This window comes from Qipengyuania sp. BR81-2, assembly GCF_055693895.1.
On record NZ_CM146344.1, the window covers coordinates 193,541 to 220,198 of the forward strand.

Annotated in this window: 24 protein-coding genes and 2 tRNA genes; 17 read left to right on the plus strand and 9 right to left on the minus strand. The window is 63.0% G+C overall.

Annotated features, from left to right (window positions below; translation table 11 throughout):
- The first annotated feature begins 18 nt into the window (after positions 1–18).
- Positions 19–834: a hypothetical protein gene (locus ACZ1G8_RS00995; protein WP_472679999.1), complete on the plus strand. Its 816-nt coding sequence runs from the start codon at positions 19–21 to the stop codon at positions 832–834.
- Between the two features lie 5 nt (positions 835–839).
- Here ACZ1G8_RS00995 and ACZ1G8_RS01000 read toward each other — a convergent pair whose 3' ends face one another.
- Positions 840–1,679 carry a M28 family metallopeptidase gene (locus tag ACZ1G8_RS01000; RefSeq protein WP_472680000.1) on the minus strand — a complete coding sequence of 280 codons (840 nt, stop codon included), beginning with the start codon at positions 1,677–1,679 and terminating at the stop codon, positions 840–842.
- 193 nt (positions 1,680–1,872) lie between these two features.
- Between ACZ1G8_RS01000 and ACZ1G8_RS01005 the strand changes: the two genes are divergently transcribed.
- Positions 1,873–2,937 (plus strand): amidohydrolase family protein, encoded by a 1,065-nt coding sequence (locus tag ACZ1G8_RS01005; protein WP_472680001.1) that lies wholly within the window; start codon positions 1,873–1,875, stop codon positions 2,935–2,937.
- A gap of 81 nt (positions 2,938–3,018) precedes the next feature.
- The gene (locus ACZ1G8_RS01010; RefSeq protein ID WP_472680002.1) at positions 3,019–3,945 is read left to right on the plus strand and encodes an NAD(P)H-dependent flavin oxidoreductase; all 927 of its coding nucleotides are present in this window, start codon (positions 3,019–3,021) and stop codon (positions 3,943–3,945) included.
- Positions 3,946–3,984: 39 nt separating this feature from the next.
- Here ACZ1G8_RS01010 and ACZ1G8_RS01015 read toward each other — a convergent pair whose 3' ends face one another.
- The 3 genes from ACZ1G8_RS01015 to ACZ1G8_RS01025 form a co-directional block, all read right to left on the minus strand.
- The gene (locus ACZ1G8_RS01015; protein WP_472681282.1) at positions 3,985–4,401 is read right to left on the minus strand and encodes an AHH domain-containing protein; all 417 of its coding nucleotides are present in this window, start codon (positions 4,399–4,401) and stop codon (positions 3,985–3,987) included.
- A gap of 117 nt (positions 4,402–4,518) precedes the next feature.
- Complete coding sequence (locus ACZ1G8_RS01020; protein ID WP_472680003.1) at positions 4,519–5,271, minus strand: hypothetical protein; 753 nt, start codon at positions 5,269–5,271, stop codon at positions 4,519–4,521.
- A 158-nt stretch (positions 5,272–5,429) separates the two neighbouring features.
- Positions 5,430–5,915, minus strand: a complete 486-nt coding sequence (locus tag ACZ1G8_RS01025; protein WP_472680004.1) for a flavodoxin family protein — start codon at positions 5,913–5,915, stop codon at positions 5,430–5,432.
- Positions 5,916–5,998: 83 nt separating this feature from the next.
- Between ACZ1G8_RS01025 and recJ the strand changes: the two genes are divergently transcribed.
- From recJ to ACZ1G8_RS01085, 12 genes are all read left to right on the plus strand, one after another.
- Complete coding sequence (gene recJ / locus ACZ1G8_RS01030) at positions 5,999–7,783, plus strand: single-stranded-DNA-specific exonuclease RecJ (RefSeq protein ID WP_472680005.1); 1,785 nt, start codon at positions 5,999–6,001, stop codon at positions 7,781–7,783.
- 84 nt (positions 7,784–7,867) lie between these two features.
- Positions 7,868–7,942, plus strand: a tRNA-Glu gene (locus ACZ1G8_RS01035).
- Positions 7,943–7,990: 48 nt separating this feature from the next.
- Positions 7,991–8,065 (plus strand) — tRNA-Glu (locus ACZ1G8_RS01040).
- Positions 8,066–8,133: 68 nt separating this feature from the next.
- A complete protein-coding gene (locus ACZ1G8_RS01045; RefSeq protein WP_472680006.1) occupies positions 8,134–9,312 on the plus strand; it encodes an ATP-binding protein in 1,179 nt (392 codons plus the stop codon).
- Positions 9,313–9,443: 131 nt separating this feature from the next.
- Complete coding sequence (locus ACZ1G8_RS01050; protein ID WP_472680007.1) at positions 9,444–10,799, plus strand: porin; 1,356 nt, start codon at positions 9,444–9,446, stop codon at positions 10,797–10,799.
- A 127-nt stretch (positions 10,800–10,926) separates the two neighbouring features.
- Positions 10,927–11,973: a substrate-binding domain-containing protein gene (locus ACZ1G8_RS01055; protein ID WP_472680008.1), complete on the plus strand. Its 1,047-nt coding sequence runs from the start codon at positions 10,927–10,929 to the stop codon at positions 11,971–11,973.
- Between the two features lie 21 nt (positions 11,974–11,994).
- Entirely contained in the window at positions 11,995–13,380 is a 1,386-nt protein-coding gene (pstC, locus tag ACZ1G8_RS01060; RefSeq protein WP_472680009.1) for a phosphate ABC transporter permease subunit PstC, read from the plus strand.
- Complete coding sequence (gene pstA / locus ACZ1G8_RS01065) at positions 13,373–14,623, plus strand: phosphate ABC transporter permease PstA (protein WP_472680010.1); 1,251 nt, start codon at positions 13,373–13,375, stop codon at positions 14,621–14,623. Before pstC ends, pstA begins: the two co-directional genes overlap by 8 nt.
- A gap of 38 nt (positions 14,624–14,661) precedes the next feature.
- Positions 14,662–15,408 carry a phosphate ABC transporter ATP-binding protein PstB gene (pstB, locus tag ACZ1G8_RS01070; RefSeq protein WP_247712680.1) on the plus strand — a complete coding sequence of 249 codons (747 nt, stop codon included), beginning with the start codon at positions 14,662–14,664 and terminating at the stop codon, positions 15,406–15,408.
- A gap of 12 nt (positions 15,409–15,420) precedes the next feature.
- Entirely contained in the window at positions 15,421–16,092 is a 672-nt protein-coding gene (phoU, locus tag ACZ1G8_RS01075; protein WP_221428170.1) for a phosphate signaling complex protein PhoU, read from the plus strand.
- A gap of 61 nt (positions 16,093–16,153) precedes the next feature.
- Positions 16,154–16,843: a phosphate regulon transcriptional regulator PhoB gene (phoB, locus tag ACZ1G8_RS01080; RefSeq protein WP_472681284.1), complete on the plus strand. Its 690-nt coding sequence runs from the start codon at positions 16,154–16,156 to the stop codon at positions 16,841–16,843.
- A 9-nt stretch (positions 16,844–16,852) separates the two neighbouring features.
- Positions 16,853–17,407, plus strand: a complete 555-nt coding sequence (locus tag ACZ1G8_RS01085; protein WP_472680011.1) for a hypothetical protein — start codon at positions 16,853–16,855, stop codon at positions 17,405–17,407.
- Here ACZ1G8_RS01085 and ACZ1G8_RS01090 read toward each other — a convergent pair whose 3' ends face one another.
- From ACZ1G8_RS01090 to ACZ1G8_RS01110, 5 genes are read right to left on the minus strand one after another with little or no spacing between them, the layout of a single operon-like run.
- On the minus strand, positions 17,408–18,133 hold the full coding sequence (locus tag ACZ1G8_RS01090; protein WP_472680012.1) for an extensin-like domain-containing protein: 726 nt from the start codon (positions 18,131–18,133) through the stop codon (positions 17,408–17,410).
- Complete coding sequence (locus ACZ1G8_RS01095; protein WP_472680013.1) at positions 18,130–18,768, minus strand: LysE family translocator; 639 nt, start codon at positions 18,766–18,768, stop codon at positions 18,130–18,132. The genes ACZ1G8_RS01090 and ACZ1G8_RS01095 overlap by 4 nt, the downstream gene beginning before the upstream one ends.
- 22 nt (positions 18,769–18,790) lie before the next feature.
- Positions 18,791–22,330, minus strand: a complete 3,540-nt coding sequence (locus ACZ1G8_RS01100) for an error-prone DNA polymerase (protein ID WP_472680014.1) — start codon at positions 22,328–22,330, stop codon at positions 18,791–18,793.
- Between the two features lies 1 nt (position 22,331).
- Positions 22,332–23,768, minus strand: a complete 1,437-nt coding sequence (locus ACZ1G8_RS01105) for a UdgX family uracil-DNA binding protein (protein ID WP_472680015.1) — start codon at positions 23,766–23,768, stop codon at positions 22,332–22,334.
- The gene (locus tag ACZ1G8_RS01110) at positions 23,765–25,009 is read right to left on the minus strand and encodes a putative DNA modification/repair radical SAM protein (protein WP_472680016.1); all 1,245 of its coding nucleotides are present in this window, start codon (positions 25,007–25,009) and stop codon (positions 23,765–23,767) included. The genes ACZ1G8_RS01105 and ACZ1G8_RS01110 overlap by 4 nt, the downstream gene beginning before the upstream one ends.
- 219 nt (positions 25,010–25,228) lie before the next feature.
- Between ACZ1G8_RS01110 and ACZ1G8_RS01115 the strand changes: the two genes are divergently transcribed.
- Positions 25,229–25,819: a phosphoribosyl-AMP cyclohydrolase gene (locus tag ACZ1G8_RS01115; protein WP_472680017.1), complete on the plus strand. Its 591-nt coding sequence runs from the start codon at positions 25,229–25,231 to the stop codon at positions 25,817–25,819.
- 107 nt (positions 25,820–25,926) lie between these two features.
- Positions 25,927–26,652 (plus strand): carbonic anhydrase, encoded by a 726-nt coding sequence (locus ACZ1G8_RS01120; protein WP_472680018.1) that lies wholly within the window; start codon positions 25,927–25,929, stop codon positions 26,650–26,652.
- The last annotated feature ends 6 nt before the right edge of the window (positions 26,653–26,658 follow it).

A 26,658-nucleotide genomic window follows, 5' to 3' on the forward strand; every position in this document is an offset into this window, starting at 1 on the left:
TGATGTATTTGTCCTCGCATGGGGCAAGAAGGGGCAACCGTTCACGCGTTCGTGGTGAAGGCAGAAGAACTGCCTGCGCTTTACTACATGGACGAGGCGCACCCTCGCCCGATCGAGCTGGAATGGATCAACCGCGGCACCGACCAGCCGCTGCGCCGGACCACGGTCGAGATGCTGCTACGCACGCTTTTCGGCGAGGTAAGGACACCCAGCGTCAAGAAGCTCCACCGATCTGCGGGCCTGCGCGTCAGCTTCCGCAGCGAGCGCGACCGCTCGCGCTTCGCAAAGGCTTTCTCCGAAGCGGTTGAGGACATGCACCGCTCCCGCGAACATGTCGTGACGGCGGTCTTCGAGAAACAGGAAACGGCCCGCAAGGCCGTCGGCAGGCTAACGATCGAGGGTGTTCCGGAAGACGCGATCTCGATGGTCTGGCGAGCAAGCGAATACCTCGCCGAGAAGTACGAGCCGATCGAAGGGCACTCGCCCCCGGGTATCGCTGGAGCCATTGCCGGCGCGGGCCTCGCCGGTGCGGTACTGGGTGTCGCCATCCTCGTGATCCCCGGGATCGGCCCGGTCGCGGTTGCAGGAGCAATGGCTTCGCAGGCCATCCCCTCCGTCGCGGCTGTCAGCAGCGCGATCGGTGCGACAGGCGGCGCAGTCGCGAAGATGTTGACCGATGCTGATGTCGACGGGGTCTCTGCGACCCTCTACGAACGCGAAATCCAGCGCGGCAAGATCTTCCTTTCGGTCAATACCGGTGGCGTCGACATCGATACCGACAAGATCGAACGCATTCTCTGGAACGAGGGCGGCAAGGGATCATCGACAGCCTGACCCTGTCAGGGCACGAGCAGTCGCTTCATCACACCCGAGACAAGGTCGATTCCGCTTTCCATGTAAACGCGGTCGATCTCGACATCCGTGTGGCGGTGCCAGTCGGGATTGGTGTCCTTGTTCGAAAAGTCCTGCGAAAGGCAGACGGCGAGAAATCCCAGCCTCCTGAAACTCGCATGGTCCGATCCGTTGAATGTGTCGCGCGCAATCGGAATGCCCAGCCTGTCTGCCTCGGCGAGGTAGACTTCCGCCAATTCGCCATCGGGAACATCGAGATCGAAACGCCCGTCACCGTTCCCGTCGAAACCGATCATGTCGATATTGTGCATCGAGTGCAGGGTCTCGCCGCTGCGCTTCCAGCTCTTGGCAAAGACGCGGCTTCCCACGAGACCCACTTCCTCCTGGTCGAACCAGACGAAGACCACATGGTGCTTGCGCCGGGGCATCTCCGCCACCCGTTCCGCCAGCCTTAGGACGGCGTATGCTCCGCTCGCATTGTCGTCCGCGCCGGGGCTACCGGCGACCGTATCGTAATGGGCGCCGATCACGATGGTTTGCGCATCCTTCACGGTCGCGTCCACCTTGGCGACGATGTTGATGCCCCTGCGATCGAGGATGCTGCCCTCTTCCCTGCGGATGGCGCCAAGGTCGTACGCCATGCGCCTGCCTTCGATCCCGACACGGTTCAGCTGCGCCATGAGCGTGTCGGCTGCCTCGGCCCTCTGCTCCGCGCTCGCCCGCTCCCCGACAAGGATGCCCGGGTCGCTGGCATAGGCGGAGGCCGACAGGGCGAGCACGAGCAGGCACGCCATGCACCTTCCGAGAATCTCGCGGATCGTTGTCATTTCCTACTCCCCGTGCTTCACACTAGGCAGACGCAATGAACGCGCAAGCAAACACTTCACGATTGGGGGAAACGGAAAGGACCTGGGGCACTGCAGGATTTGTTGCCAGGACCGTGTTCCACATGTTCCAGCCTGTAGTGACCAGCAGCGCCGTTCCTACTTCCGTCCAACATGCGCTGAGGGGAGAGACAGCATGACCAGCGAAGCGATACTCGAACCCGATCTGCCGATCATCGATCCGCACCACCACCTGTGGGACCTGCGCCCGATGCTGCCTGCATTTCCCGAACCGCGGCATGACTTCATCGAAGCGATCGTGGGTGCGGCCTACTACACCTTCGACGAGTTGCAGCAGGACACGCGCGGCGGGCTCGAAGGCGGCCACAACATCGTCGGCACCGTCTTCATGGAATGCGGCGCATTCTACGATGCCAGCCGCGGTGAAGAATTGAAGACCGTCGGCGAAGTCGAGTTCGTGAACGGTGTCGCAGCACAAGGCGCGAGCGGCCTCTACGGCGACTATCGCCCCTGTGCAGGCATCGTGGGCCACGCGGACTTGACGCTTGGCGACAAGGTCAAGCCGGTGATCGAGGCGCTGGTTGCAGCGGGCAACGGGCGATTCCGCGGCATCCGCCACGCGGCAGCATGGGATGCCGATCCGGAGGTTCTCGGACCTCCCTTCCACGCGCCCGAAGGTCTCTACAAATCGGACGCCTTTCGCGAAGGCTTTGCCGCTTACGCAAAGCACGGGCTAACCTTCGATGCCTGGCTGCTCGAACCGCAACTCGGCGATGTGCTCGACCTCGCCAAGGCTTTTCCGGACCAGACGATCGTGCTCGACCATTGCGGAACCCCGCTCAATATCGCGAGCTATCGCGGCAAGCTGCACGAGAATTTCGACCGCTGGCGCCACTCGATCCACGCGCTGGCAGAATGCGAGAACGTGCATGTGAAGCTTGGCGGCCTGGCCATGGCATTCTGCGGCCTGCCCGAGGATGGCCCGATGAATGGCCACTCATCCGAGCACCTTGCGGGCCTCTGGCGGCCTTATGTCGAGACCTGCATCGAAAGCTTCGGAGCGGAGCGCGCCATGTTCGAATCGAACTATCCGGTCGACCGTTGGGGCGCGAGTTACGAGGTGTTGTGGAACGCATTCAAACGGCTCGCAGCCTCGCATTCCGCGGACGAGAAACACGCACTGTTCGCCGGCACCGCCGCTCGGGTCTACGGCGTTGAGCACGTGCTTCCGGCAAGCTGACCCTTACGTAACGTCACCCTCGACAAGCGCGCACACGCGCCATACGCCGCTGCCACCAAAAGTGAGAGGAGCCCTTTGCCCATGAGCCTGCCCGCACCCTTCGACAAACTGCGCATCCCCGTCATCGGCTCGCCGCTGTTCATTGTGTCGGGACCCGAGCTGGTCATCGCGCAGTGCAAGGCAGGCATCGTCGGCAGCTTCCCCGCCCTGAACGCCCGCCCGCAGAGCGAGCTCGACGAATGGCTCCATCGGATCACCGAGGAATTGGCCGCGCACAACCGCGACAATCCGGACAATCCCGCAGCACCTTTCGCAGTCAACCAGATCGTCCACCGTTCGAACGACCGCATCGAGGCCGATATGGCGACCTGCGCAAAGTGGCAGGTGCCGCTGGTGATCACCTCTCTGGGTGCGCGTGAAGAGATCTTCGACGCGGTGCGCGGCTGGGGCGGCATCACCATGCACGACGTGATCAACAACCGCTTCGCGCACAAGGCTATCGAAAAGGGTGCCGACGGCCTCATCCCGGTCGCGGCAGGCGCAGGCGGCCACGCCGGTACGCTGAGCCCCTTCGCGCTGATGCAGGAAATCCGAGAGTGGTTCGACGGGTTGGTCGCGCTCTCGGGCTCGATCGCGCATGGCCGTTCCATCCTCGCCGCACAGGCGCTGGGCGCGGACTTCGCATATATCGGTTCCCCCTGGATCGCGACCGAAGAGGCCAATGCCGTCGAGGGGTACAAGCAGGGCATCGTCGAAGGCAGCGCCGACGGAGATCGTCTACTCCAATCTCTTCACCGGCGTGCACGGCAACTACCTGCGCTCGAGCATCGAGAATGCAGGTCTCGACCCGGAAAACCTGCCCGAAAGCGATCCGTCGAAGATGAACTTCGGCAGCGGCGGCAACACCAAGGCCAAGGCATGGAAGGACATCTGGGGTTCGGGCCAAGGCATCGGCACGGTCAAGAAGGTCGGCCCGGTCGAAGACATGGTTGCGCGCCTTCAGGATGAATACGAAGCGGCAAAGGCCGCGCTGGCCGAGGCTACCGCCTAGGTCGCCCTCCAGAGCTCCTCGGCAAGCGCGTCGAGGTCCGAGAAGTCGACTTCGCGCGCAGCCGGGTCCTTGCGGCTCAAAAGGAACGGGCGGGCCTCGTCCAACAGGCGGCGGCGCAATGCCGTCTGCAGCAATCCCAGCCGCATGAGCGCCTCGGTACCCGCGCTTTCGCTGTCACGGACTCGGCCGCGTGCCCAGCAACTCTCGATATGACCCACCCGCTCGATAACCATGGCGTTGTATTCGCGGTGCGGTCCCCGGTGGAGCGGTAAGGCCATGCGCATCGCCGCATCCTCGCGCGCGGGCAGGAGCATTCCATTGCGCCTGAAATCGTCGAACCCGATCCGCGCCTTGCCGACTTCCTCGAACATCGCACCAAAGCATCGCCTGTGCAGGAGCTGGCAAGGGAGCAGGTGGTGCCTCTGGAGATGTGGCTGGTAGCCGGGAGCATTGCGGCGATTGACCGCACGAAAGGCCAGCCGCTCGCGGCCGGACAAGTGTAAGATGCCCCCCTGCAACCCCAAACACGCCTACATCGGCGACACCTCGATTGTTTCGCCGGAAGCGCCAGGTGAAAGCTTCACCAGCGTTCCTTCCTGCGTCTCGAATTCGCGGGGCTTATCGAGCCGGCCACTTGCGACGAGGTCGTGAATAATCCTCGCCCCGAGCCTGGTCGCGGCCACGGGATCGGCAGCGAGGCTGCTGTCCAGCAAAAGCTCCTGTCCGGTAAAGTGGGCCAGCCCCTCGCTCGCCATGGAACCGTCATCAGTCAGAGCGAAGCCTGCAAGGCCGAGCGAGGGAAAGGCACCGCCGCCGAGCCAGCTTTCGATCGAGCGGGCAAAAACCGCCACTCCCATGGCGGAACGGGCCGGAGACCAGATCACCGCGAGAACACCTTCCAGCCCCTGCGCCAGCCCCGCCCCGAGGTCGAGCATAGCCCGCACAATCGGCAGACTGTACGCACCGTTTGCAATGTGCGGTCCGGGCACGATGGCAATGGCTTCTGCTGCGGTGATATCTACGTCACAGCCGAAACGATAGGCGACATCCGGAACGGCCACTCCCGGTCCAGGGCCCATGCCGAGAAGATCGAAAGTGATGCCCCACTGGAGCAGTTCGAGCCAGTCGCCGGAACGCCGGGGATCAATGTTCTCGGCCTTTTCGTTACCCCGCTGACCTTTCAGCGATGGATCATGGCTGACAGAGACGCCTGAGATATCGGCGATCGCGGAATGGACCTGCGTTCGCTCCGGCCTGCGACCTTCTTCGAAGAGAAGGAACAACCCCTGGGGCGGACCGGTAGAGCCAGTCTCTTCGCCATCCCAAGATGCTTGCTCCATCACCTAACCGATGTCCCCCCTTGGCAAATGAACTTGCCGCACTCCCATGCATTCGTCGAGTCTGCTTCGACAAGAAATATCCGTTTCGGACCTGAATTTGTTCAGAAAATTCCGCTTTCTAGACCTTCGGCAAGGGCCGCACCCATGTCCCTCGCTTCGGATAGCCAGTCTTCCGGCACAGTCTTTTCCGCGAGAATTTCCTCCGGAGTTTGGGCGTGCATCGGAACAATTACTTGCTCGGCGACGCGCTTGAGGCGCCAACCCTTGGCGATACGGTCGATCTGGCGCTGTGCACCCTCACCATCCGAACCTGCGGCAATGATCGTCGCATAGGCCCTCCCCTCGATCCGGCCGAGGACGGGGTAGTAGAGGCGGTCGAACATCTCCTTCATCATCCCGCTCATGGCGGCGAGATTTTCGGGGCAGACGAAAAGATAGCCGTCACAAGACAGCGCATCCTCGGGTTCGACATCATCAGCTGCCTTGAGCAGGCAACCTTCTCCCGCGCCCTGTGCCGCTGCCCGCGCAAGTGCCTCGCTCGCGCCCGTTCGGCTGTGCCATGCAATGAGGAGTTTGCGTGTTGCCATCGCCCGCGTTCATCGCAAGCGGCTGTCGATTGTCAACGTCGATGCGCTTGTCGCAGCGTAACAAGGCGCTGTAGTATCATCCGATGGCAACCTCCGCCCTTCCCCACGTCTATGGTGTTTCGCAATCGATGACCGGCCGCGCATGGCGCTGGCGCGGCGGCAATATGGACCTGGGCCAGGGACATTTCGGCAATGATGAAGGCATCGTACGGCAATTGCTGCTCGCACGCGGCGTGGCGCCGGAAGACGTCCAGCGGCATCTATCGCCGACATTACGCGAATTCCTGCCTGATCCTTCCGAATTCAACGACATGGATGCGGCCGCCGACCGGATCGCACAGGCTGTCCTGACGGGCGAGAAGATCACCGTCTACGGCGACTACGACGTCGACGGAGCCACAAGCTCCGCGCTCCTCATTCGCCTGCTGCGGGAACTCGGCGTCGAGGCTGAATACTACATTCCCGACCGGCTGCTCGAGGGGTACGGTCCTTCCGGCGAAGCGCTGGTCAAACTCGGGGAGACGGGCTCCAGCCTGATCGTGACTGTCGATTGCGGCGCCATGGCCCACGAAGCCCTGGCCATGGCGAGCGACGCGGGCATCGATGTCATCGTTGTCGACCATCACAAGTGCTCGCCGGAGCTCCCTCGCGCTGCCGCGCTGGTCAATCCGAACCGGCTCGACGAGAACGATCTTGCTGCCGCTCACGGGCACCTGGCGGCAGTGGGCGTCGCCTTCCTGCTTGGCATAGCCTTGGTGAGGACCCTGCGGGCACAGGACTACTTCGCCTCGCGCAAGGAGCCCAACCTCATGGCCCTGCTCGACCTGGTGGCGCTCGGCACGGTTGCCGACGTGGCTGCGCTGCATGGTCTCAACCGCGCATTCGTCGCGCAAGGTCTCAAAGTCATGGGGCGGCGCGACAATATTGGGATGGCGGCCCTGATCGATGCAAGTCGGCTCAAGCGCGCACCGATATGTTCGGACCTCGGATTCGCGCTCGGCCCTCGCATCAACGCCGGCGGACGTGTCGGCGAATCGACGCTGGGTGTCAGGCTGCTCACGACCGAGGATCCGGAAGAAGCCGCCGCGATTGCGGCTCAGCTCTCCGCGCTCAACGAAGAACGCCGTGCGATCGAAGCCGAGGTCCAGCAAGCGGCCGAAGACCAGCTGGCGGCACAGCACAATCGCGCGGTCCATGTCGTTGCGGCGCGCGGCTGGCATCCTGGCGTGATCGGCATCGTCGCCGGACGTATCAAGGAGAAGACGGGCAAGCCCTCGCTGGTCATCGCCCTCGACGAGCATGGCGAAGGCAAGGGTTCGGGCCGGTCCATCCCGGGCGTCGACCTTGGTGCTGCGATCATCCGTGCACGCGAAGAGGGACTGCTGGTTAAGGGCGGCGGGCACGCGATGGCAGCCGGACTGACCGTTGCCGAAGACCGCCTCGACGCCTTTTCCGACTGGCTCGATGCGCATCTGGAAGGCGCTGTCGCGCGGGCTGATGCGAACCGCGAGATGCTGCTCGACCTTGCAGTTGCCCCGGGCGGGCTGACACCTGACCTCGTCAACGCATTGGACGGCGGCGGACCCTACGGCGTCGGCTGGCCCGGCCCGCGTGTGGCGGTGGGGCCGGTACGCCTCGTCAAATGCGATATCGTCGGCACCGACCACGTGCGCATCATTGCGAGCGGAGACGACGGCAAGAGCTTCAAGGGCATCGCTTTCCGCGCAGCCGACAGCGACATGGGGCAAGCGCTGCTCCATTCCTCGCGCGGGCGCAGGCTGTGGCTCGCGGGCCGCGTCAAGATCGACGACTGGGGCAGCCGTCCGCAGGCCGAACTCCATCTGGAAGACGCCGCTTTCGCCGATTGATCGCAAAATGGCGAATTGGAGGGTTGACGCTTCCGGCGACCACGCCTAATTGCGCCGCCACGCCACCGACCCCGCATGGGGTGTGGCCCGTTCGTCTAGCGGTTAGGACGCGGCCCTTTCACGGCTGAAACACGGGTTCGATTCCCGTACGGGTCACCATCGGTGGCGTTATTGCATTCGCAATCCGCGCAAAGCGCCACTTCGTGTGGCCCGTTCGTCTAGCGGTTAGGACGCGGCCCTTTCACGGCTGAAACACGGGTTCGATTCCCGTACGGGTCACCACTTCTTGCATGACAATTTGATCACTGCACTAGCGCGGCACCCGTCGCCTCGCTAAGCGCGTTTGCGCAATGAGCGAGCGCCCCTTCCCCTGGCACGGCTTTGCCCTGGCGATCGCGACGGCCATCGGGCTCATGGTCCTTGGCATGCCGGTATTGCCGATTCTCCTGATGTTGCTGGTCTGGGCGGGTTCCCTTTGGCTCGTCGGCGCTGCACCGCCGCCGCCCGCGGAGAAGAACGGTAACGGTGTCATCTCGCGTGACACGATGGGCGACCTGTTCGAGCATTCCGAAGCCCCCGTCATCGTCACCGATGCGGGACGCGTGATCATCGCCAACCTTGCCGCGCGCCGCCTCCTGGGCGCGCATATCCTCGGACAGGACGTCAGGATGGCGCTGCGCCAGCCTGAAGCCGTGCGCCTACTCGAAAGCGGTGAGGATGGTGTCGCGGTTATCCGCGGGATTGCCCGGCGCCGCGATATCTGGCGGATCGCGCGCAAGAAGATGGATGGCGGGCTCGCCATCATCGAATTCGTCAACCGGACCGCGGAAGCGGACATCAGCCGGGCTCACACCGATTTCGTCGCCAATGCGAGTCACGAGCTGCGCACGCCGCTCGCATCGATTCTCGGTTACGTCGAGACGCTGCGCGAAGACGTGGATGATCTCGATCCCAAGATGGCCGACAAGTTCCTCGGGACGATCCAGAAGGAAGGGCAGCGGCTGCAGCAGCTGATCAGCGACCTCATGTCGTTGTCGCGCATCGAGGCCGAGAAGCACGACCTCCCCGACGAGACTATCGACTTTTCCAAACTGGTCGACCGTGCGGCGCGCGACGCGGCGGGAAACCGCGCGGACCGCCTTGACATCGAATCGCATGGCGATTTCTCGGTCACGGGCGATGCCCAGCAGCTGGAGCAGTTGGTTCGTAACCTCGTCGACAACGGCCTCAAATACGGGGCTGCCGACCAGCAGGTGACGATCCGTCTCCAGCCACAGGGCGGCAAGCGTGTCCTATTGTCGGTGCAGGATCGGGGCGAAGGAATTCCGCCAGAACACCTGCCCCACCTGACCCGTCGCTTCTATCGCACCGATCCCGGCCGCAGCCGCGCTTCGGGCGGTACGGGTCTCGGCCTCGCCATCGTGAAACATATCGTCGAGCGCCATCGCGGCAGGCTCGCGATCGAAAGCACGGTGGGCGAAGGAACGAGGGTCAAGGTCACGCTCCCGCTCGCCGACCAGGACGAGTAATTTTATTATACATTCGTGAAATCAGCGCGTTGGCGGTGCGCAACGTAATTCCGTCGCAATGCGTCACATAGCTGTAACAGAGCCGTCATATCCGCGTCTCCGGATCGTAACTCTGTAAAGGATCTCGACACATGAAATCCGCATTCCGGCTCTCGGTAGTCGCAGCGGCCCTGAGCTGCACCATCGCTACTCCTGTTTTCGCGCAAGATGCTGCTCCTACCGCCGAGGAAGAGCTCGCGGAAATGCGCGCCCAGCTTCAGGCTCTCGTGTCGCGTATCGACCAGCTCGAAGGCGAGCTTGCCGCCACCAAGGCAGAGAACGAAGCGCAGGACGCAGTCATCGCGGCAAACACCGAAGCAGCCGCAAAGCCCGCGCCTGCTCCCGATCCTGTTGCAGAGCTCGAGAAGAAGGACGGTTGGAGCTTCAAGCCCCGTGGTCGCTTCATGTTCGATGCGGGCACGATCGGCGCACCCGAATCGGCCGGCGCTGATGATGGTTTCGGCAATGAAGTCCGCCGTGCTCGTCTCGGCGCTTCGGGCGACCTTCCCGGCGGCTTCGGCTACAAGTTCGAATTCGACCTCGCCGGCGACGAAATCGACGTCAACGATGCGTATTTCTCCTACGAGACCGGCAATGCCGAAATCGCGATCGGCCAGCACAACACCTTCCAGTCGCTGGAGGAGCTGACCAGCTCGCTGCACTCGAGCTTCATCGAGCGTGCAGCCTTCACCGACGCGTTCGGTTTCGAGCGCCGCATCGGTGCCTCGGTCACTTATTCGAGCGGTATCTTCCTCGGCCAAGCCGGTGTCTTCACCGACAACTTCGCCGACACCGGTACCGACAACCGCAGCATCGACGGCCGCGTGGTGCTGATGCCGAAGATGGGCGACACCCAACTGCATTTCGGTGGTTCGCTTCACTACAACGATCTCGGCCAGGATGACGCGACCGTTCGCTATCGCCAGCGTCCGTTCGTCCACTTCACCTCGACGCGTTTTGTGAATACCGATCGACTCGATGCCGACAGCGAGTTCGGTGCCGGTCTCGAAGCGGCAGTAATTTCCGGCCCGTTCCACGCCTCGGCCGAGGGATACTGGCAGAGCGTCGACATGCCGATGGCAGCCGACAATCCGACCTTCTTCGGCGGCTATGTCGAAGCTGGCTACTTCCTCACCAAGGGCGACAGCCGCGGCTACAAGGGCGGCAAGTTCGACCGCGTGAAGCCGGAAAACCCGCTGGGTGACGGCGGCATCGGCTCGGTGCAGGTCAACATCCGATACGATCACCTCGATCTGAACGATGCCGGCATCCTCGGCGGCGTGCAGAACGGCTACCAAGCCTCGCTGATCTGGAAGCCCGCATCACACACTCTGTTCGGCATCAACTACGGCCGGATGGACTACACGGACGCAGTCTTGCCGTCGGCGACCGGCGACACCGATTACGGTGTGGATGCCTTCGGAATTCGCGCGCAGGTCGATTTCTGATCTGAATGCCGTTATGGGGCCGCCAGAAGATTCGTGCGGCCCCATAGCGAAAGTCACACTCTTGTCGTCAACACGTAACAATTTCGCGCTTCTGCGCGGCTAGTGGACACCTAAGGGGTACTTACTCATGACCAAGACTTTCAAATTCGCAATCGCCACCGCTTCGGCCCTGGCTCTCGCCGCTTGCGGCGGCAACGAAGCTGGTGGCGGCGCTGCCCGCGACCAGATCAAGGCCGTCGGCTCGTCGACTGTTTATCCGTTCGCCAAGTCGGTTTCCGAAACCTTCGCCCGCTCGAACCCCGACTTCAAGTCGCCGATCATCGAATCGACCGGCACTGGCGGCGGCATGAAGCTGTTCTGCGCCGGCATCGGCCCCGAAACCCCTGACATCTCGGGCGCATCGCGCCGCATGAAGGCCAGCGAATTCGCTGACTGCCAGGAGAACGGCGTCACCGAGATCATCGAGATCCAGGTTGGCCTCGACGGTATCGCGCTGGCTTCGGCACAGGGCGGCATCACCATGAACCTGACGCCGAAGATGGTTTACGAAGCGCTGGCCGCTTCGCCCTACGGCGGTGAGCAGACCAACGAAACCTGGTCGGACGTCGATCCCTCGCTCCCGAACCAGCCGATCCTCGTTTACGGTCCGCCGAGCACCTCGGGCACCCGCGACGCTCTCAAGGAGCTGATCCTCGAAGCCGGTTGTAAGACCAACGAAGACATGAGCGCGCTCAAGGAAAGCGACGAAGACCGCTACGACCAGATCTGCACCGAAGTTCGCAGCGACGGCCGCTATGTCGACCAGGGCGAGCAGGACAACCTCATCGTCCAGAAGATCGAAGGCAACCCGAACGCTGTGGGAATCTTTGGCTACTCCTATCTTGAGGAAAATGCCGACAAGGTGCAGGGCCTCAACATGAACGGTGTTGCTCCGACCTACGAAAACATCGCCAACTTCGAATACCCGGGCGCCCGTCCGCTCTACGTTTACGTCAAGAAGGCCCACCTCGATGCCATCCCCGGCCTCAAGGAATTCCTCGGCCAGTGGACGAAGATGTGGGACCGTGACGGCGAACTCGCCAAGATCGGCCTCGTTGCCAACCCCGACGACGTAAGGGAGCGCGCTCTTTCGGCCGCGACCAACTACGACACGCTCGACGGCTCCGAGCTCTAATAGGGATTACATGCACTCACGATGTCGCTGACCATTCTGCTCCTCCTGGCCCTCGGGCTCGGGCTCGCCGGATGGTTGGCGGCTCGTGCGCGTGCATGGACCTTCAGGCGCGCGAGCCCCGACGGGCGGCTCGCGAGCCTTCCCACATATCACGCTTGGTATGTCGCGCTGTGGATCGTTTTGCCCGTCCTAATCTTCATCGGGGCCTGGAGTGCCATCGCGCCCGGCCTCGTTACGCAGTCGGTGCTGGCTAGTCCGGCAGCGGACCAGCTTCCCGAATTCGGATTCCAGCGCCAGACGATCCTCAACGAGGCTCGCGCTGTCGCCACGGGCGCGGCCCAGGGCGTCTTCAACCCGCTCGCCAGCGAGTTCGTCGAACCCTATCGCCAAGCTATAAGCCGCTACAACTGGATCGGCATCATCACGACGCTGCTCATCGCCTTCCTCGGCGGCGTGTACAGCTTCCTGCGGTTGAAGCCCGATTTCGCGGCACGCAACCGCGTGGAAAAGATCGTCATGTCGATCCTCCTCGCCGCCTCGCTTGTCGCGATCCTCACCACGCTCGGCATCTTTGCAAGCCTCGTGTTCGAAACGATCCGCTTCTTCGGCATGGTATCGCCCATCGACTTCCTGTTCGGTACCCACTGGGGTCCGGACCCGATGGCCAATCCGGAAAATCCGGATGCCAGCCGTTATGGCGCCGTTCCGCTGTTCTGGGGCACGCTGTTCATCGGCGCGATCATCGCGATGATCGTTGCGATCCCGCTCGGCCTGATGAGCGCGATCTACCTTACGCAATATGCCAATCCGCGCATTCGTGCATGGGTGAAGCCTGCACTCGAAATCCTCGCCGGTGTTCCGACTGTGGTCTACGGCTATTTCGCCGCTCTTACGATTGCTCCCGCGATCCGCGATTTCGCCATCTCGCTCGGTATCTCGAATGCTTCGAGCGAAAGCGCTCTCGCGGCGGGTCTCATCATGGGTGTGATGATCATTCCGTTCGTATCTTCCATGGCCGACGACAGCATTGCAGCCGTTCCGCAGGCGATGCGCGATGGCAGCCTCGCCATGGGTGCGACCACCAACGAGACCATCCGCCGCGTCCTGATCCCGGCCGCCCTTCCCGGCATCGTTGCCGGCATCATGCTCGCAATCAGCCGCGCGATTGGCGAAACCATGATCGTGGTGATGGCTGCCTCGACTGCGGCAAACCTGAGCGCCAACCCGCTCGACCGAATGACCACGGTGACGGTCCAGATCGTCAAGATGCTGACCGGTGAAGGCAGCTTCGACCATCCAGCGACGCTGAGCGCATTTGCGCTGGGCTTCGTGCTGTTCCTCGTCACCCTCGGGCTCAACTTCATCGCCTTGCGCGTCGTGAAAAGGTTCCGCGAAGCTTATGAGTGAGCATATCGCCCCCACGCGCACGCCCGCTTTCGAAGCGCGGCTCAAGAAGCGTTACGCAGCCGAGAAGCGGTTCAAGGCCATCGGCCTTGGCGCGATCGTGTTCTCGATCGCCGTGCTCATCTACCTGCTCGGGTCGATGACGCTCAACGGCATTGGCGGCTTCCAGCGCGCCGAAGTCGAAGTGCAGATCGACTTTACCCAGGCCGGTATCTCCGCCGACCCCGCCCTGATGGGCACCCAAGAAGGCGTTCGCTCTCTCGAATCGCAGGGTCTTCCGGACGTGGTCGACTACTTCGCCTCGGAATCGCTTGGTGACAAAGGTGCCGGGGAAATCAGTAGCCAGGCGTGGCGCGAGGTCGCTGCAGAGATTGCGGAAGATCCGGGCATTCTCGAGCGGCAGGCGACATTCTGGCTGCCCGCAAGCGCAGACCTCGCCTCCGGCTATGCCGGCGAGGGATCGCAGGACATGCGCGATCTTGCCGCGCAGCTCGCTTCCGAAGGTAAGCTCGAAAAGAACTTCGACGGCGGCTTCTTCACCCGTGCGGACGCGACCAATCCCCAGGAGGTCGGTATCTGGGGTGCGCTCATGGGCTCGATCCTGACGATGATCGTGACGCTGGCACTGGCATTCCCGATCGGTGTCCTCGCGGCGCTCTACCTTGAAGAGTATGCGCCCAAGAACAAGTGGACCGACCTGATCGAACTGTCGATCAACAACCTTGCAGCGGTGCCTTCGATCATCTTCGGCCTTCTCGGCCTCGCGGTGTTCCTGACGATCTTCCCGAGCTATCGATCGGCCCCGCTGATCGGCGGTATGACGCTGGCCTTGATGACGATGCCGGTCATCGTCATCGCCGGACGCAACGCCATCAAGGCTGTCCCGCCGAGCATTCGCGACGGTGCCCTCGCCATTGGCGCAAGCCCCGTGCAGGTGGTGTTCCACCATGTCCTGCCGCTCGCGCTGCCTGGTATCCTGACCGGGACCATCATCGGCATGGCCCGCGCGCTCGGTGAAACCGCTCCGCTGTTGATGATCGGCATGCGTGCATTTGTGGCATCGCCGCCCGATAGCTTCACTGCCCCGGCTACCGTATTGCCGATGCAGATCTTCCTGTGGTCCGATGAGATCGACCGCGGCTTCGTGGAACGCACGAGCGCTGCTATCATCGTGCTATTGGCCTTCCTCCTCGTGATGAATGGCCTCGCCATATACCTGCGCAACAAGTTCGAGAAAAAGTGGTGACTGTAGTTCACGAAAACCTTGAGAACACCGACGCCAAGATGAGTGCGCGGGACGTCTCCGTATTCTACGGAGACAAGAAGGCGATCGACAACGTGTCGATCGATATCCCGACCGAATACGTCACTGCGTTCATCGGCCCCTCGGGCTGCGGCAAGTCGACCTTCCTGCGTTCATTGAACCGCATGAACGACACGATCCCCTCGGCCCGTGTCGAAGGCACGATCATGCTCGACGGCGAAGACATTCACAGTCCGAGCCTCGATGTGGTTCAGCTTCGCGCACGTGTCGGCATGGTGTTCCAGAAGCCCAATCCCTTCCCGAAGTCGATATACGAGAACATCGCCTACGGTCCGAAAATCCATGGCCTCGCCGAAGGCAAGGACGAGCTCGATGCGGTCGTCGAGAAGTCGCTTCGCCGCGCCGGCCTGTGGGAGGAGGTGAAGGATCGCCTACAGGACAGCGGAACCGCGCTGTCGGGCGGCCAGCAGCAGCGCCTGTGCATCGCTCGCGCCATCGCGGTCGATCCGGAAGTGATCCTTATGGACGAGCCTTGCTCGGCTCTCGACCCCATCGCGACCGCGAAGATCGAGGAATTGATCGACGAACTCAACGGTCGCTATGCGATCGTCATCGTCACCCACTCGATGCAGCAGGCCGCGCGCGTCAGCCAGCGCACCGCGTTCTTCCACCTCGGAAAGATGGTGGAATATGGTCGCACATCTGACATATTTACCAATCCGATCGAACAGCGCACCCAGGATTACATTACTGGTCGCTACGGATAAGGCTTTGAGAACATGAACGAACATACCGTAAAAGCCTTCGACGAAGACATCACTCGCCTGCGCGGCCTCATCGCGGAAATGGGCGGGCTCGCCGAGGTGGCCATCCAGGAATCGCTCGACGCCCTCGTGAAGGGTGACGACGCGCTCGCCAAGAAAGTGGTCAAGGGCGACAAGAAGATTGATGCGCTCGAAAGCGAGATCGACAAGCTTGCCGTACGCATCATCGCGCTGCGCGCTCCCATGGCCGACGACCTTCGCGAAGTCATCGCGGCACTCAAGATCGCAGGCGTGGTCGAGCGGATCGGCGACTATTCGAAGAACATCGCCAAGGCGAGCCGCGAGATCGGCGACAACCGCAAGCAGTTCGAACCGCTCACGCTCCTGCCCGCCATGGCCGAAGTCGCCAGCGAGATGGTCCACGACGTGCTGACCGCTTACGCTGCGCGCGATCCCGAACTGGCCAAGGAAGTCATCGCGGCCGACGAGAAGGTCGACGCCTTCTATAACTCGATCTTCCGCAACCTCGTCAGCCACATGGTCGAAAGCCCCGCGACGATCTCCAGCGCTGCCCAGCTGCTGTTCGTGGCCCGCAACCTCGAACGCATCGGCGACCATGCAACCAATGTTGCCGAAATGGTGCACTTCGCCGCGACGGGCACTTATCCGCCCGACGAGGACGGCTGACACATTACTGTAGCTTGAGGGTCATACTGCCGTGGCGAACACAAAGCAGGAAGGCGCGAAAGTGCAGGCAGGCAAGCTACTTCTGGTGGAGGACGATCCCTCCCTCTCCGAACTTCTCGAGTATCGTTTCACCAACGAGGGCTATGACGTCCGTGCGACTGCGGATGGCGACGAGGCACTGCTCCTCGCCTCGGAGGAAGTGCCCGATCTCGTCATCCTCGACTGGATGATCGAGGGCACCAGCGGAATCGAGGTCTGCCGCCGTCTCCGCCGTGAAAAGTCCACCGCACATGTCCCGATCATCATGCTGACGGCACGTGAGGCCGAGGATGATCGCATTCGCGGGCTCGAGACAGGCGCGGACGATTACCTCACCAAGCCGTTCTCGCCGCGCGAACTGCTCGCACGCGTTGCCGCGGTGATGCGCCGCATCCGCCCGGTCCTTGCCGGTGAAGCGATCGAGGTCGGCGATCTCAAGCTCGATCCCGTTGCGCACAAGGTCACGCGGCGTGGCCAGCCGATGAAGCTGGGCCCGACCGAGTATCGCCTCCTGAAATTCCTAATGGAAAGCCCCGGCCGCGTATTCAGCCGCAACCAGCTGCTCGACGGCGTCTGGGGTACCGAGAGTGACATCGAACTGCGCACAGTCGACGTGCACATTCGCCGCCTGCGCAAGGCGATCGAGCTGGAAGGCGCCAGAGACCCTGTCCGCACCGTGCGCAGCGCCGGATACTCGCTCGAGGCAGCCTGACGACACTACATGGGCGCAATCCTGGCCATAGTGATTGGCGCCCTCTTCTTCGGCGGCGCGCTCTGGGCTGGCGATGCCCTGAATAAGCACAGGCCTGTGCAGGACCAAACAGTTGAACTGGTCCCCGGAGACCAATTCACCCTGAGATCACACGGTTGGTCAGGCCCCGAATTGCGCGCGATCTTTGCCGACTTCACGGCGATGTATGACATCGAAGAGCCGCGGGTCGTCGAAGGTCCAGGACGTATCTTCTCGATCGACTGGCCCCAAGGTTTGACCGAGGCGCATATTCTCTTCGCAGTAAATTACCTGCATTATCCGCGGAACTTCGATCTCACCGGTCGCGGCATCGTGGCTGCGGCCCAGGTAAAGCAGGGCCGGTTGAGCGGCATTCCCGAAGGCCTAGGGGCAAAGGTTTTCGTACCGTCCGATGATACCCACTACGACCGTGTTCACGCTGTCGACGAAGCCGGACAGGCCTATCTCGGTGATTTCGGCAGCGTCTCGTTCGTCCCAATCGACGATGCGCGAATGCCTCGCGACGTGGAGAATCTCTTCCGCTGATCAGCGGCAGACGCTGGTCCAGCGATCATCCATGTCGAAGTGGAAATGGTCGGCGTGCGCGGCGTTGTAATCGGGTGAAAGCACGGTTGCGAAGACCGTGCATGCCCCGTCCCTCGCTTCGCGCAGGAAGCGCTGCTTATCGCCCTCACCTGGCCAGTCGCCCAGCACGGAAATCCTCGTGCCGTCCTCGAGGAAGAAGCCGCCGATATCGAGCGCATTTGCAGTCGCATGTTCGCTCCACCGCCCTTCATCGCGGCCGTACATCCGGCGGCACGAGTAAGCCCCCAAATGCTCGATGCGCTCTATACGGCTTCCGAAGATCTCCTCGGCGACGGGGTCGAGGCTGTCGCGCTTCCACAACTCCATGGCCACTGCGACCGGACAGGTCGTGGCGGGCGTGTCGGGGCTCAGCGGGTAGGCTGCAAGCTGTGTGCGGTCGTCCCGCCTGCATTCGCCCTCGCCGACCGGGTCCAATGCGTTGAAGGCGACATCGCTGCGTTCAAGCACGGCGCGGCACGCAGGGATATCGTTGCGCAGGGCGAGCAGCTTGCGCTCGGTCGCCCAGCCGCTCGGGTGTTCCAGATCCAGCGGTGCCCAAGGGTTATGCTCGGGGTGATCGGCAAGCCAGCTACGCCCCGCGACGAGCAATCCCAGCACGACAAGTAACGCCACCATCCGCCGGTCGAAGACGAACTTGCCGATCCGGCGCGATATGGTGAAGTTCACAGCTGCGTCCCGTAAAGATCGATCGCGATAAACAGGGCGATCAGGATGAATACGATCCCGATGCCCCGATCGATCCAGCGACGCGTGGCGGCGCGCTCCATTGCCCGGGCCATCTGCTTGCCCGCAGCGATGTAGAGCCATCCGATGAGCAGGTCGATGATCAGCGCGATGGCTGCAAGAATGGCGATTTGCCACCCGATTGAACCGGCCGGATCGACGAATGGCGGGATGATCGCCACGACGTATATCAGCGACTTCGGATTCCCGATCGCAACGGCAATTCCGTCGCGAAAGGCGTTGGTCGAAAGCTTGCGTTTTGGTTGGTCTGCCTCATCCTCGCCCGCATGAAACGAGTGCCGGATTGCCTGCACGCCCAGCCATGCAAGATAGAGCACTCCTGCTACTGCGAGCCCCTTGAAGGCTACGGGATAGGCCGAGGCCAGCGTGGCAAGGCCAAGCGCGGCGGCGATCCACCAGACGATATAGCCGATCTGCATGCCCATCAGCGCGGCCCATCCGGCGCGCGGTCCGCGCCAGATCGCCTGCCCCATGACGAACATCATGGAGGGGCCCGGCACGATGCTGGTGAGCGCGGTTACCCAGGCAAAGGCAATGAGGCGTTCCGGATCGAACATCGCCGCGCCCCTAACGCGAGTGTCAGTGGAAGTCGCGCGATTTCGGGATGATGCGCACGTCGCGCGGATGACCCTGATGCCAGCCGCATTCGCGATTGCCCGGCGGCGGCTCCTGCCACGGCTCCACAGGCTGGTAGGGATCGTCTGCACCCTCGCGCAGATTGTCGCGCGGATTGAACTTGTCGGGTAGCGGATTGCTGACATGGTCGGCACGCGCGAGCGGGGCGTTGAGCATGTCGTCGGAGAGCTTGTGCAGCTCGCCTGTCGCATCGGTCATGTGCTGGGCAATCACATGGATCACTTCGTCGTCATATTCGACGCGGCCCCTCACCTCCATCAGGCGTGATCCCATGACCACGCGGCGCTGTTTTTCCTTGAGGTCCGGCCAGACGACAAGGTTGATGACGCCGGTCTCGTCCTCCAGCGTGATGAAGCACACGCCCTTTGCACTGCCCGGTCGCTGGCGGATCAGCACCACGCCCGCGACATGGACCATGCTCCGGAACTTGCGGGCGCGAAGGTCGCAGGCGCGCACAAAGCCGCGCTCGGCCAAACTGGCGCGAAGGAAAGCCATCGGATGCGCCTTCAGGCTGAGACGCGTGGTCTGGTAATCGGCCACGACTTCCTCGGAGAGCGGCATCTGCGGCAGCTGCGTGACCTGCTTCTCCGCCCCCTCGTCGCGCGCGGCAGCGGCGGCGAAGAGCGGCAGGTCAGGCCCCCCGACAAGGCTGCGCGCATCCCACAGCGCCTGCCTGCGGGTGAGGCTCATCGACCCGAAGGCATCGGCACTGGCGAGCCGCTCGACATGCGCGGGCCCGATCCGCGCGCGGTCGCGCAGGGCGCGGACATCCCCGTAGGCGCCATTCTCCTCGCGCTCGGCGATCAACTGCGCGGCAACCGCCTCGGGCAGTCCGTCGATCTGGCGCAGGCCGAGCCGCAGCGCGATATGCTTGTCGAGACGCCCGCTGTCGCCATGGTCCGCCCCGCCCTTGCCGACCTCCTCCAGCGTGCAATCCCACTGCGAGAGGTTCACATCCGCCGGCAGCACGCGCACCCCGTGTTCGGCCGCATCGCGCACGATCTGGGCGGGCGCGTAGAAGCCCATGGGCTGCGAATTGAGCAGAGCGCAGGCGAAGGCGGCGGGGAAGTGGCACTTGAGCCAGCTCGACACGTAGACGAGATGCGCGAAGCTCGCCGCGTGGCTTTCGGGAAAGCCGTACTCGCCGAAGCCACGGATCTGGTTGAAGCATCGCTGCGCGAAGTCGCGGTCGTAACCGCGCGTAACCATGCGCTCGACCATCATGTCCTGAAGCTCGTCGACCATGCCACGGCTGCGGAAGGTAGCCATGGCCTTCCTGAGCCGGTTCGCTTCCTTGGAAGAGAACTTCGCCGCATCGAGCGCGATCTTCATCGCCTGCTCCTGGAAGATCGGAACGCCCAGCGTGCGCTCGAGAATGCTCGACAGCTCGTCCGGCGGCCCGTGCTGCGGCGATGGTGCGGGGATCACCACCGGCTCCGCCCCGCGTCGGCGCTTGAGATAGGGATGCACCATGTCGCCCTGGATCGGGCCGGGGCGCACAATGGCGACCTGGATCACGAGATCGTAGAACTCGCGCGGGCGCAGGCGGGGCAGCATATTCATCTGCGCGCGGCTTTCGACCTGGAAGACACCCAGCGAGTCGCCGGCGCGCAGCATGGCATAGGTTTCCGGGTCCTCGCGCGGGACCGATGCGAGGGTCAGCGTGCGCCCGTGATGGTCGTCGAGCAGGTCGAGGCATTTCTTGATGCAGGTCAGCATGCCAAGCGCCAGCACGTCGACCTTGAGGATGCCGAGCGCCTCGATATCGTCCTTGTCCCACTCGATGAAACTGCGATCGGGCATGGCGCCATTGCCCACCGGCACCGTCTCGGTCAGCGCGCCTTCGGTGAGGATGAACCCACCGACGTGCTGCGACAAATGGCGCGGCATTCCAATCATTTGCTCGGTCAGTTTCAGAACACGCTTCAAATGAGGATCGCTCACGTCCATGCCCGTTTCGGCGGCATGCTGCTCGCTGATCTCGCGGCCCCATCCGCCCCACACCGTCTTGGCAAGCGCGGCGGTGACATCCTCGGTCAGCCCCATCGCCTTGCCCACCTCGCGGATCGCCATGCGCGGGCGGTAGTGGATCACCGTGGCGCATAGCCCGGCGCGGTGGCGGCCGTACTTGCGGTAGAGATACTGGATCACCTCCTCGCGCCGCTCATGCTCGAAATCGACGTCGATATCGGGCGGCTCCTTGCGGTCTTCGGAGATGAAGCGGTCGAACAGGAGCTGGTGCTGCGCCGGGTCGACACTAGTGATACCAAGGCAATAGCAGACGGCTGAATTCGCAGCGCTACCGCGCCCTTGGCACAGGATCGGCGGGTCGACCTTGTTGCGCGCAAAATCGACGATGTCCTTGATGGTCAGGAAATAGCGCGCGAGATCCATCTTGCCGATCAGCGCCAGTTCCTTGTGCAGCGTCTCGCGCACGCTGTCGGGAATGCCTGCGGGGTAACGCCACTCGGCCCCCTTCCATGTCTCGCTCTCGAGATAGTCCTGCGGTTCGGCGCCACCGGGATAGAGTTCTTCCGGGTACTCGTATTTCAGCTCGTCGAGGCTGAAGTCGCAGGCATCGGCCACCTCGCGTGCAGCGGAAATGGCATGCGGCCAGCGCTCGAACAGGCGGCACATGGTCTCGGGCGGCTTGAGGTAGCGCTCGGCATTGCCGTGGAGCAGGTGCCCTGCGCGCGCCACGATGGTCTTGTGGCGGATCGCGGTCATCACATCCTGTAGCGGACGCTTGTCGGGCGTGGCGTAATGCACATTGTTGGTGGCGAGGATGGAGAGGCCGTTCGTCTTAGCGAGCGTATCCAGCCGCTCGATCCGCGCAACGTCGCTGTCGGTGTAGAGAAACGCCGCGGCGATATGGCGCATGGTGGGCAGCCCTGCGGCGAGTTGCGGCACGATATCTTCGAAGGGTGCGGCGACCAGTTCCTGCACCTTCTCGCCGCCGATCCCCACGACATTGCTCGCCCATGCCGGGACCGTGAATTCGCACGCGAGGTCGCGCGGCGGCACGAGGATCAGCTGCACACCCTCGCTATGCCGTGCGAGCATGGGAAGCGAGATGTCGCACTCTCCCTTCTCCTGCCACTCGCCCGACAGCGTGCGCATGCGTCCGGCAGAGATCAGGCGGCAGATGCGGCCATAGGCCTTGCGGCTCTTGGGATAGGCGAGGAAGGCCAGTCCCTCGACCGTCTCGATCCGGCAGCCGATGCAGGGCTTCAGCTTGAGCGTCTTGGCCTCGGTATGCACGCGCACCACGCCCGCCATGGTGTTGGCATCGGCGATCCCGATCGCGTCATAGCCCAGCGCGCGCGCCTGCAGCACGAGGTCCACCGCATCCGACGCGCCGCGCAGGAAGCTGAAACAGGAAACGAGGCCGAGTTCGACGAAGGGCGCGCGCGCCGGGGCGTCTATGCCGGCAGGATCGAGCTCGATGGTGCGCTTGGGTATCTGGAGGTCGTTCTCGGGCATGTCACGTGAGGTCCTCCAGCCGCTCCCTCACCGCGGCGAGATCGGCATCGAACAGCCGCGCCTGCTCCTCGCGCGCGGGGCCATCGAGACGGAGGAGATAGGAGGGATGCGCGGTGACCCAAAGCTCGCTGCCATCCTCCAGCGGAATGGGCGCGCCGCGAACCTTGGAGATGCTCACCGTCTTGCCGAGCAGACTGCGCGCCGCACTGGCCCCCATGGCGAGCACCAGTTTCGGCTGCACGATCGCGCGCTCGCTCTCGATCCACCAGCGGCAGGTGTCGATCTCCTTCGCCCCCGGGTTCTGGTGGAGCCGCCGCTTGCCGCGCTGGACATATTTGAAATGCTTCACCGCATTGGTGACATAGGCCGCACGGCGGTCGATGCCGACCTTCTCCAGATGCGCATCAAGCAGTTGCCCTGCCGGACCCACGAAGGGGCGGCCTGCCAAATCTTCCTGGTCGCCGGGCTGTTCGCCGACAATCATGAGCGCGGCATCCTGCGGTCCCTCCCCCATGACGGCGTGGTTATCGAGTTGGCCGATGGGGCACTTGCGGCAGCCATGAATCGCCCTGTCGATCGCCTTGAGCGTCTCCGGCCGCTCCTCGAACTCCAGCGCGCCCTTCTCGACCATCTTCGCCTCGCGCCCTTGCGCGCCCGCGATGAGGTCGGGAATGAGCGCGGCCTCTGGCATGTTCTTCCAGTATTTCTTCGGCATCTCCTTCAGCATTGCGCCGACTTTCAGCCGCGCGGGATTGAAGATGGAGGCGTAATAGCTGCGCCAGAGGTCCTCCATCGGGTCGCCGCCGGGCGCATCACTGCGCTCTGCCGGAGGGCCTTCGGACATGGTCTTCGTATCCCAATGCAGGCTTCCGCGCGGGGTCAGGATCGACCAGCGCATGTTGGAAAAACGCCGCATGAAGAAGCCCGCATTGGCGCGCAGGATATGGTGCTCGGGTTCGAACCAGGCGACGTAATGCTCGCCCACCTGCTCGTCCTCACTCTCGACCAGCCGGAAGCGAACGAAGGCGTGCATTTTGTGGCTGTCGCGTCGGACGTTCTTGTCGAGCTCTTCCACGCGGCGCACGTCGAGGTCGGCCTTGTCCTCCATCATGCGTGGATTGGACTGCAGCCGCCACAGCAGGCGGTAGAGCAGCGCGAACCGCTCGGGATCGGAATGGAGGATAGCGTTCCTCGCAAGACTCACGAAGCGACGGTTGGCGCGCACCGGCCTTGCGTCCATCGGCGGCACGGGCATGCGCCGTTCCCCGTGAGCGAACAGGTCGCCGCTACCGCCCGGCTCCACCCAGGCTATACGGTCGGGCGGTACATCGCACTGGACGAGCGCGCGCGCCCGCTCGCGCCAGAAATCGAAGTCGTCGGCTTCGGGCAAATGCACCACGTAATAGGTGCCGAGTTTGACGTGCTGGAGTGCGGTCATGCGGCGAACAGCTCCAGCTGCTCGGACTTGGGCGCGAGCAAGCTGCGCAGGTCCGCGCGGTCGGTCAGCGTGATGGGGCGCCAGTCGACGGTCACGATGAAGGGCCGCACCTTGGTGATCGACTGGGTGAGCAGCGCCACGTCGTCGAGCCGCAGCGCGCGGTGGCGACGGCTCGCCAGAATCTTGCCCACCGCCTTCACGCCGAGGCCGGGGACGCGCAGCAATTGCTCCTTGCTCGCACGGTTCACATCGACCGGAAAGGCCTCGCGGAATTTCAGCGCCCATGCGAGCTTCGGGTCGATATCGAGCGGCAAATTCCCGTCCGCCTCGGTCGCCTGCATCACGTCGGCAGGCTTGTAGCCATAAAAGCGCATCAGCCAGTCGGACTGATAGAGCCGGTGTTCGCGGATCAACGGCGGGCGCTTCAGCGGCAGCACCGCGCTCGCATCGGGAATGGGCGAGAAGGCGCTGTAATAGACGCGGCGCAGGCGAAAATTGTCGTAGAGCCGGCTCGCCTTGCCCACGATATCGGCATCGGTCGCGGCATCGGCACCGACGATCATCTGCGTCGACTGGCCGGCGGGCGCGAAACGCGGGGCGTGCTTGAAACGCTTCCTTGCATCCTTTGCCTCGACGAGGTCGGCCTTCACCTTGCCCATCGCACCTTCGATCTGGCGCGCGTCCTTGTCGGGCGCGAGGCGGGTAAGGCCGCTGTCGGTCGGCAGTTCGACATTGATGGAAACACGGTCGGCATAAAGCCCCGCCTGATGGACGATTTCCGGGTCCGCCTCGGGGATGGTCTTCAGATGAATGTAGCCACGAAAATCATGCTCCTCGCGTAGGATCCGCGCGACCTCGACGATCTGCTCCATCGTGTGGTTAGAGCTCTTCACGATGCCCGAGGACAGGAACAACCCCTCGATATAATTGCGCCGGTAGAAGGCGAGCGTGAGGTCGACCACTTCCTGAGGGCTGAAGCGCGCCCGCGCCACGTTCGAGCTCTTGCGGTTGACGCAGTAATGGCAGTCGAAAATGCAGTGGTTGGTCAGCAGTATCTTGAGCAGCGAGATACACCGGCCATCGGGCGCATAGGCGTGGCAGATGCCCATTCCCTCGGTCGAGCCGATGCCCTTCCCGCCCAGGCTGTTCTTCTTCGCCGTCCCGGACGACGCGCAGGAAGCATCGTATTTCGCCGCATCGGCGAGGATTTCGAGCTTCTGGAGGACAGTCTGCGCGGCCATTTGTTCACTATACGTTCCAACCTAGGATTCGCCAATATCAAAAGACATGGGCCCTGCGGGAACCCAATCCTGCCTTTCGCGTAGTAGCGGCACGGACCGGGCCCCTCTGACGTGCGCATTCCAGTGCACGTGATGTCGGACGTATTTAGAGGGGCATGAGAATCTGTGCCCTCGCATGCACTCACGAAGAGTGCGGAATATCTACGGAAGGGTAACAGAATGTCGAAATTTTTCACCGTCCCAGCAGTCGCAGCCAGTGCTCTTGTCCTGGCAGCCTGTGGTGAAACAGCAAGTGATACCACCACCGCCACCACTACCGATGGCGACACGACGGCAGCTGCGCCGATCACCGCAGCAGAAGTCGAAGCTGCCCAGCAAGCCTGGGGCGAAGGCATTGTCGCGATCGGCAACACCTTCACCGAAGAAGGTGACTATCGCGCTCGCGCACAGGAACACATCGCGACCCACTACGCTTATGGCGATGGCCAGACGATCCTCTTCAAGCCGACCCTGGCTGCTGAAGACCAGTTCCGCGAGAGCAACGAGGAGGCCCTGAGCTACTTCGTCGGCACCGAGGGCACCGAAGACGGCGGCTTCGCCATCGCGCCCTACACCGCGGTTCGCTGGGAAAACAACGGCACCGTGATCTCCGAGAGCGGCGACATGGCCGTTGCCATGGGCAACTACTACTTCACCGGAACCGACGGCAACGAGACAAAGGTAGAGTACTCCTTCGCCTACGAGCGCGGCGATGACGGTGAACTGGACATTGTCCTTCACCATAGTTCGCTGCCCTACAGCGCGAACTAAGCTGAATCTTTGAAAGGCGGGCCGGTTCGGTCCGCCTTTCTTATTTGGAGGCTTCGCCGCCGCAGTTGCGGACCGGCAGTAGGTCTCCCCCTCAACAGGAGACATACATGAAGCCCCTCGTTTATCTCGCGCTAGCAAGCCTTGCCGTGGTGCCCGCATCGGCACAGGAAAAGGACTGGAATTTCGGTGACGGTGTCACGCCCGAGCGCTGGTCCACCATCAATACCGATTACGCAATCTGCGATGCCGGCCTCAACCAGTCGCCGATCGACCTCGGTGCAGCCAACGCCCGCGGCGATGTCGAGCTGACCACCAATTTCGGCAACAGCACCGGCACGATCGATCTCGGCACCGAGAAGGTGCAGGTGAACTTCCCTGCCGGCTTCGGAATGAATTCGGGCGGCAAGGAGTTCAACCTCCTCCAGGTGCACTTCCACACGCCTTCCGAGCACGCAGTCTCGGGCAAGCGCTACCCGCTCGTCGCCCACTTCGTCCACGCGACCGATGAAGGCGAACTCGGCGTGCTCGGCGTGATGTACGAAGAAGGTGCCGCCAATTCCGCCCTGTCGGAAATCGTCGAAGGTGTCGGCGAAGGCAAAGGCGCAACGGTAGAGTTCGACATCAACGACATGGTACCGACCGGTTCGGACGTTTATCGCTACATGGGCTCGCTTACCACGCCGCCGTGCAGCGAAGGTGTGAACTGGCACGTGGCCAACACTGTGCTCACCGCCAGCGCAGAGCAGATCGCTGCGATGGAAGCCAATCTCGGCCCGTCCGCACGCTCGCTGCAGCCGCTCGGCTCGCGCCTGCTCGTGGCGCCTTCCGAGTAATCGGAT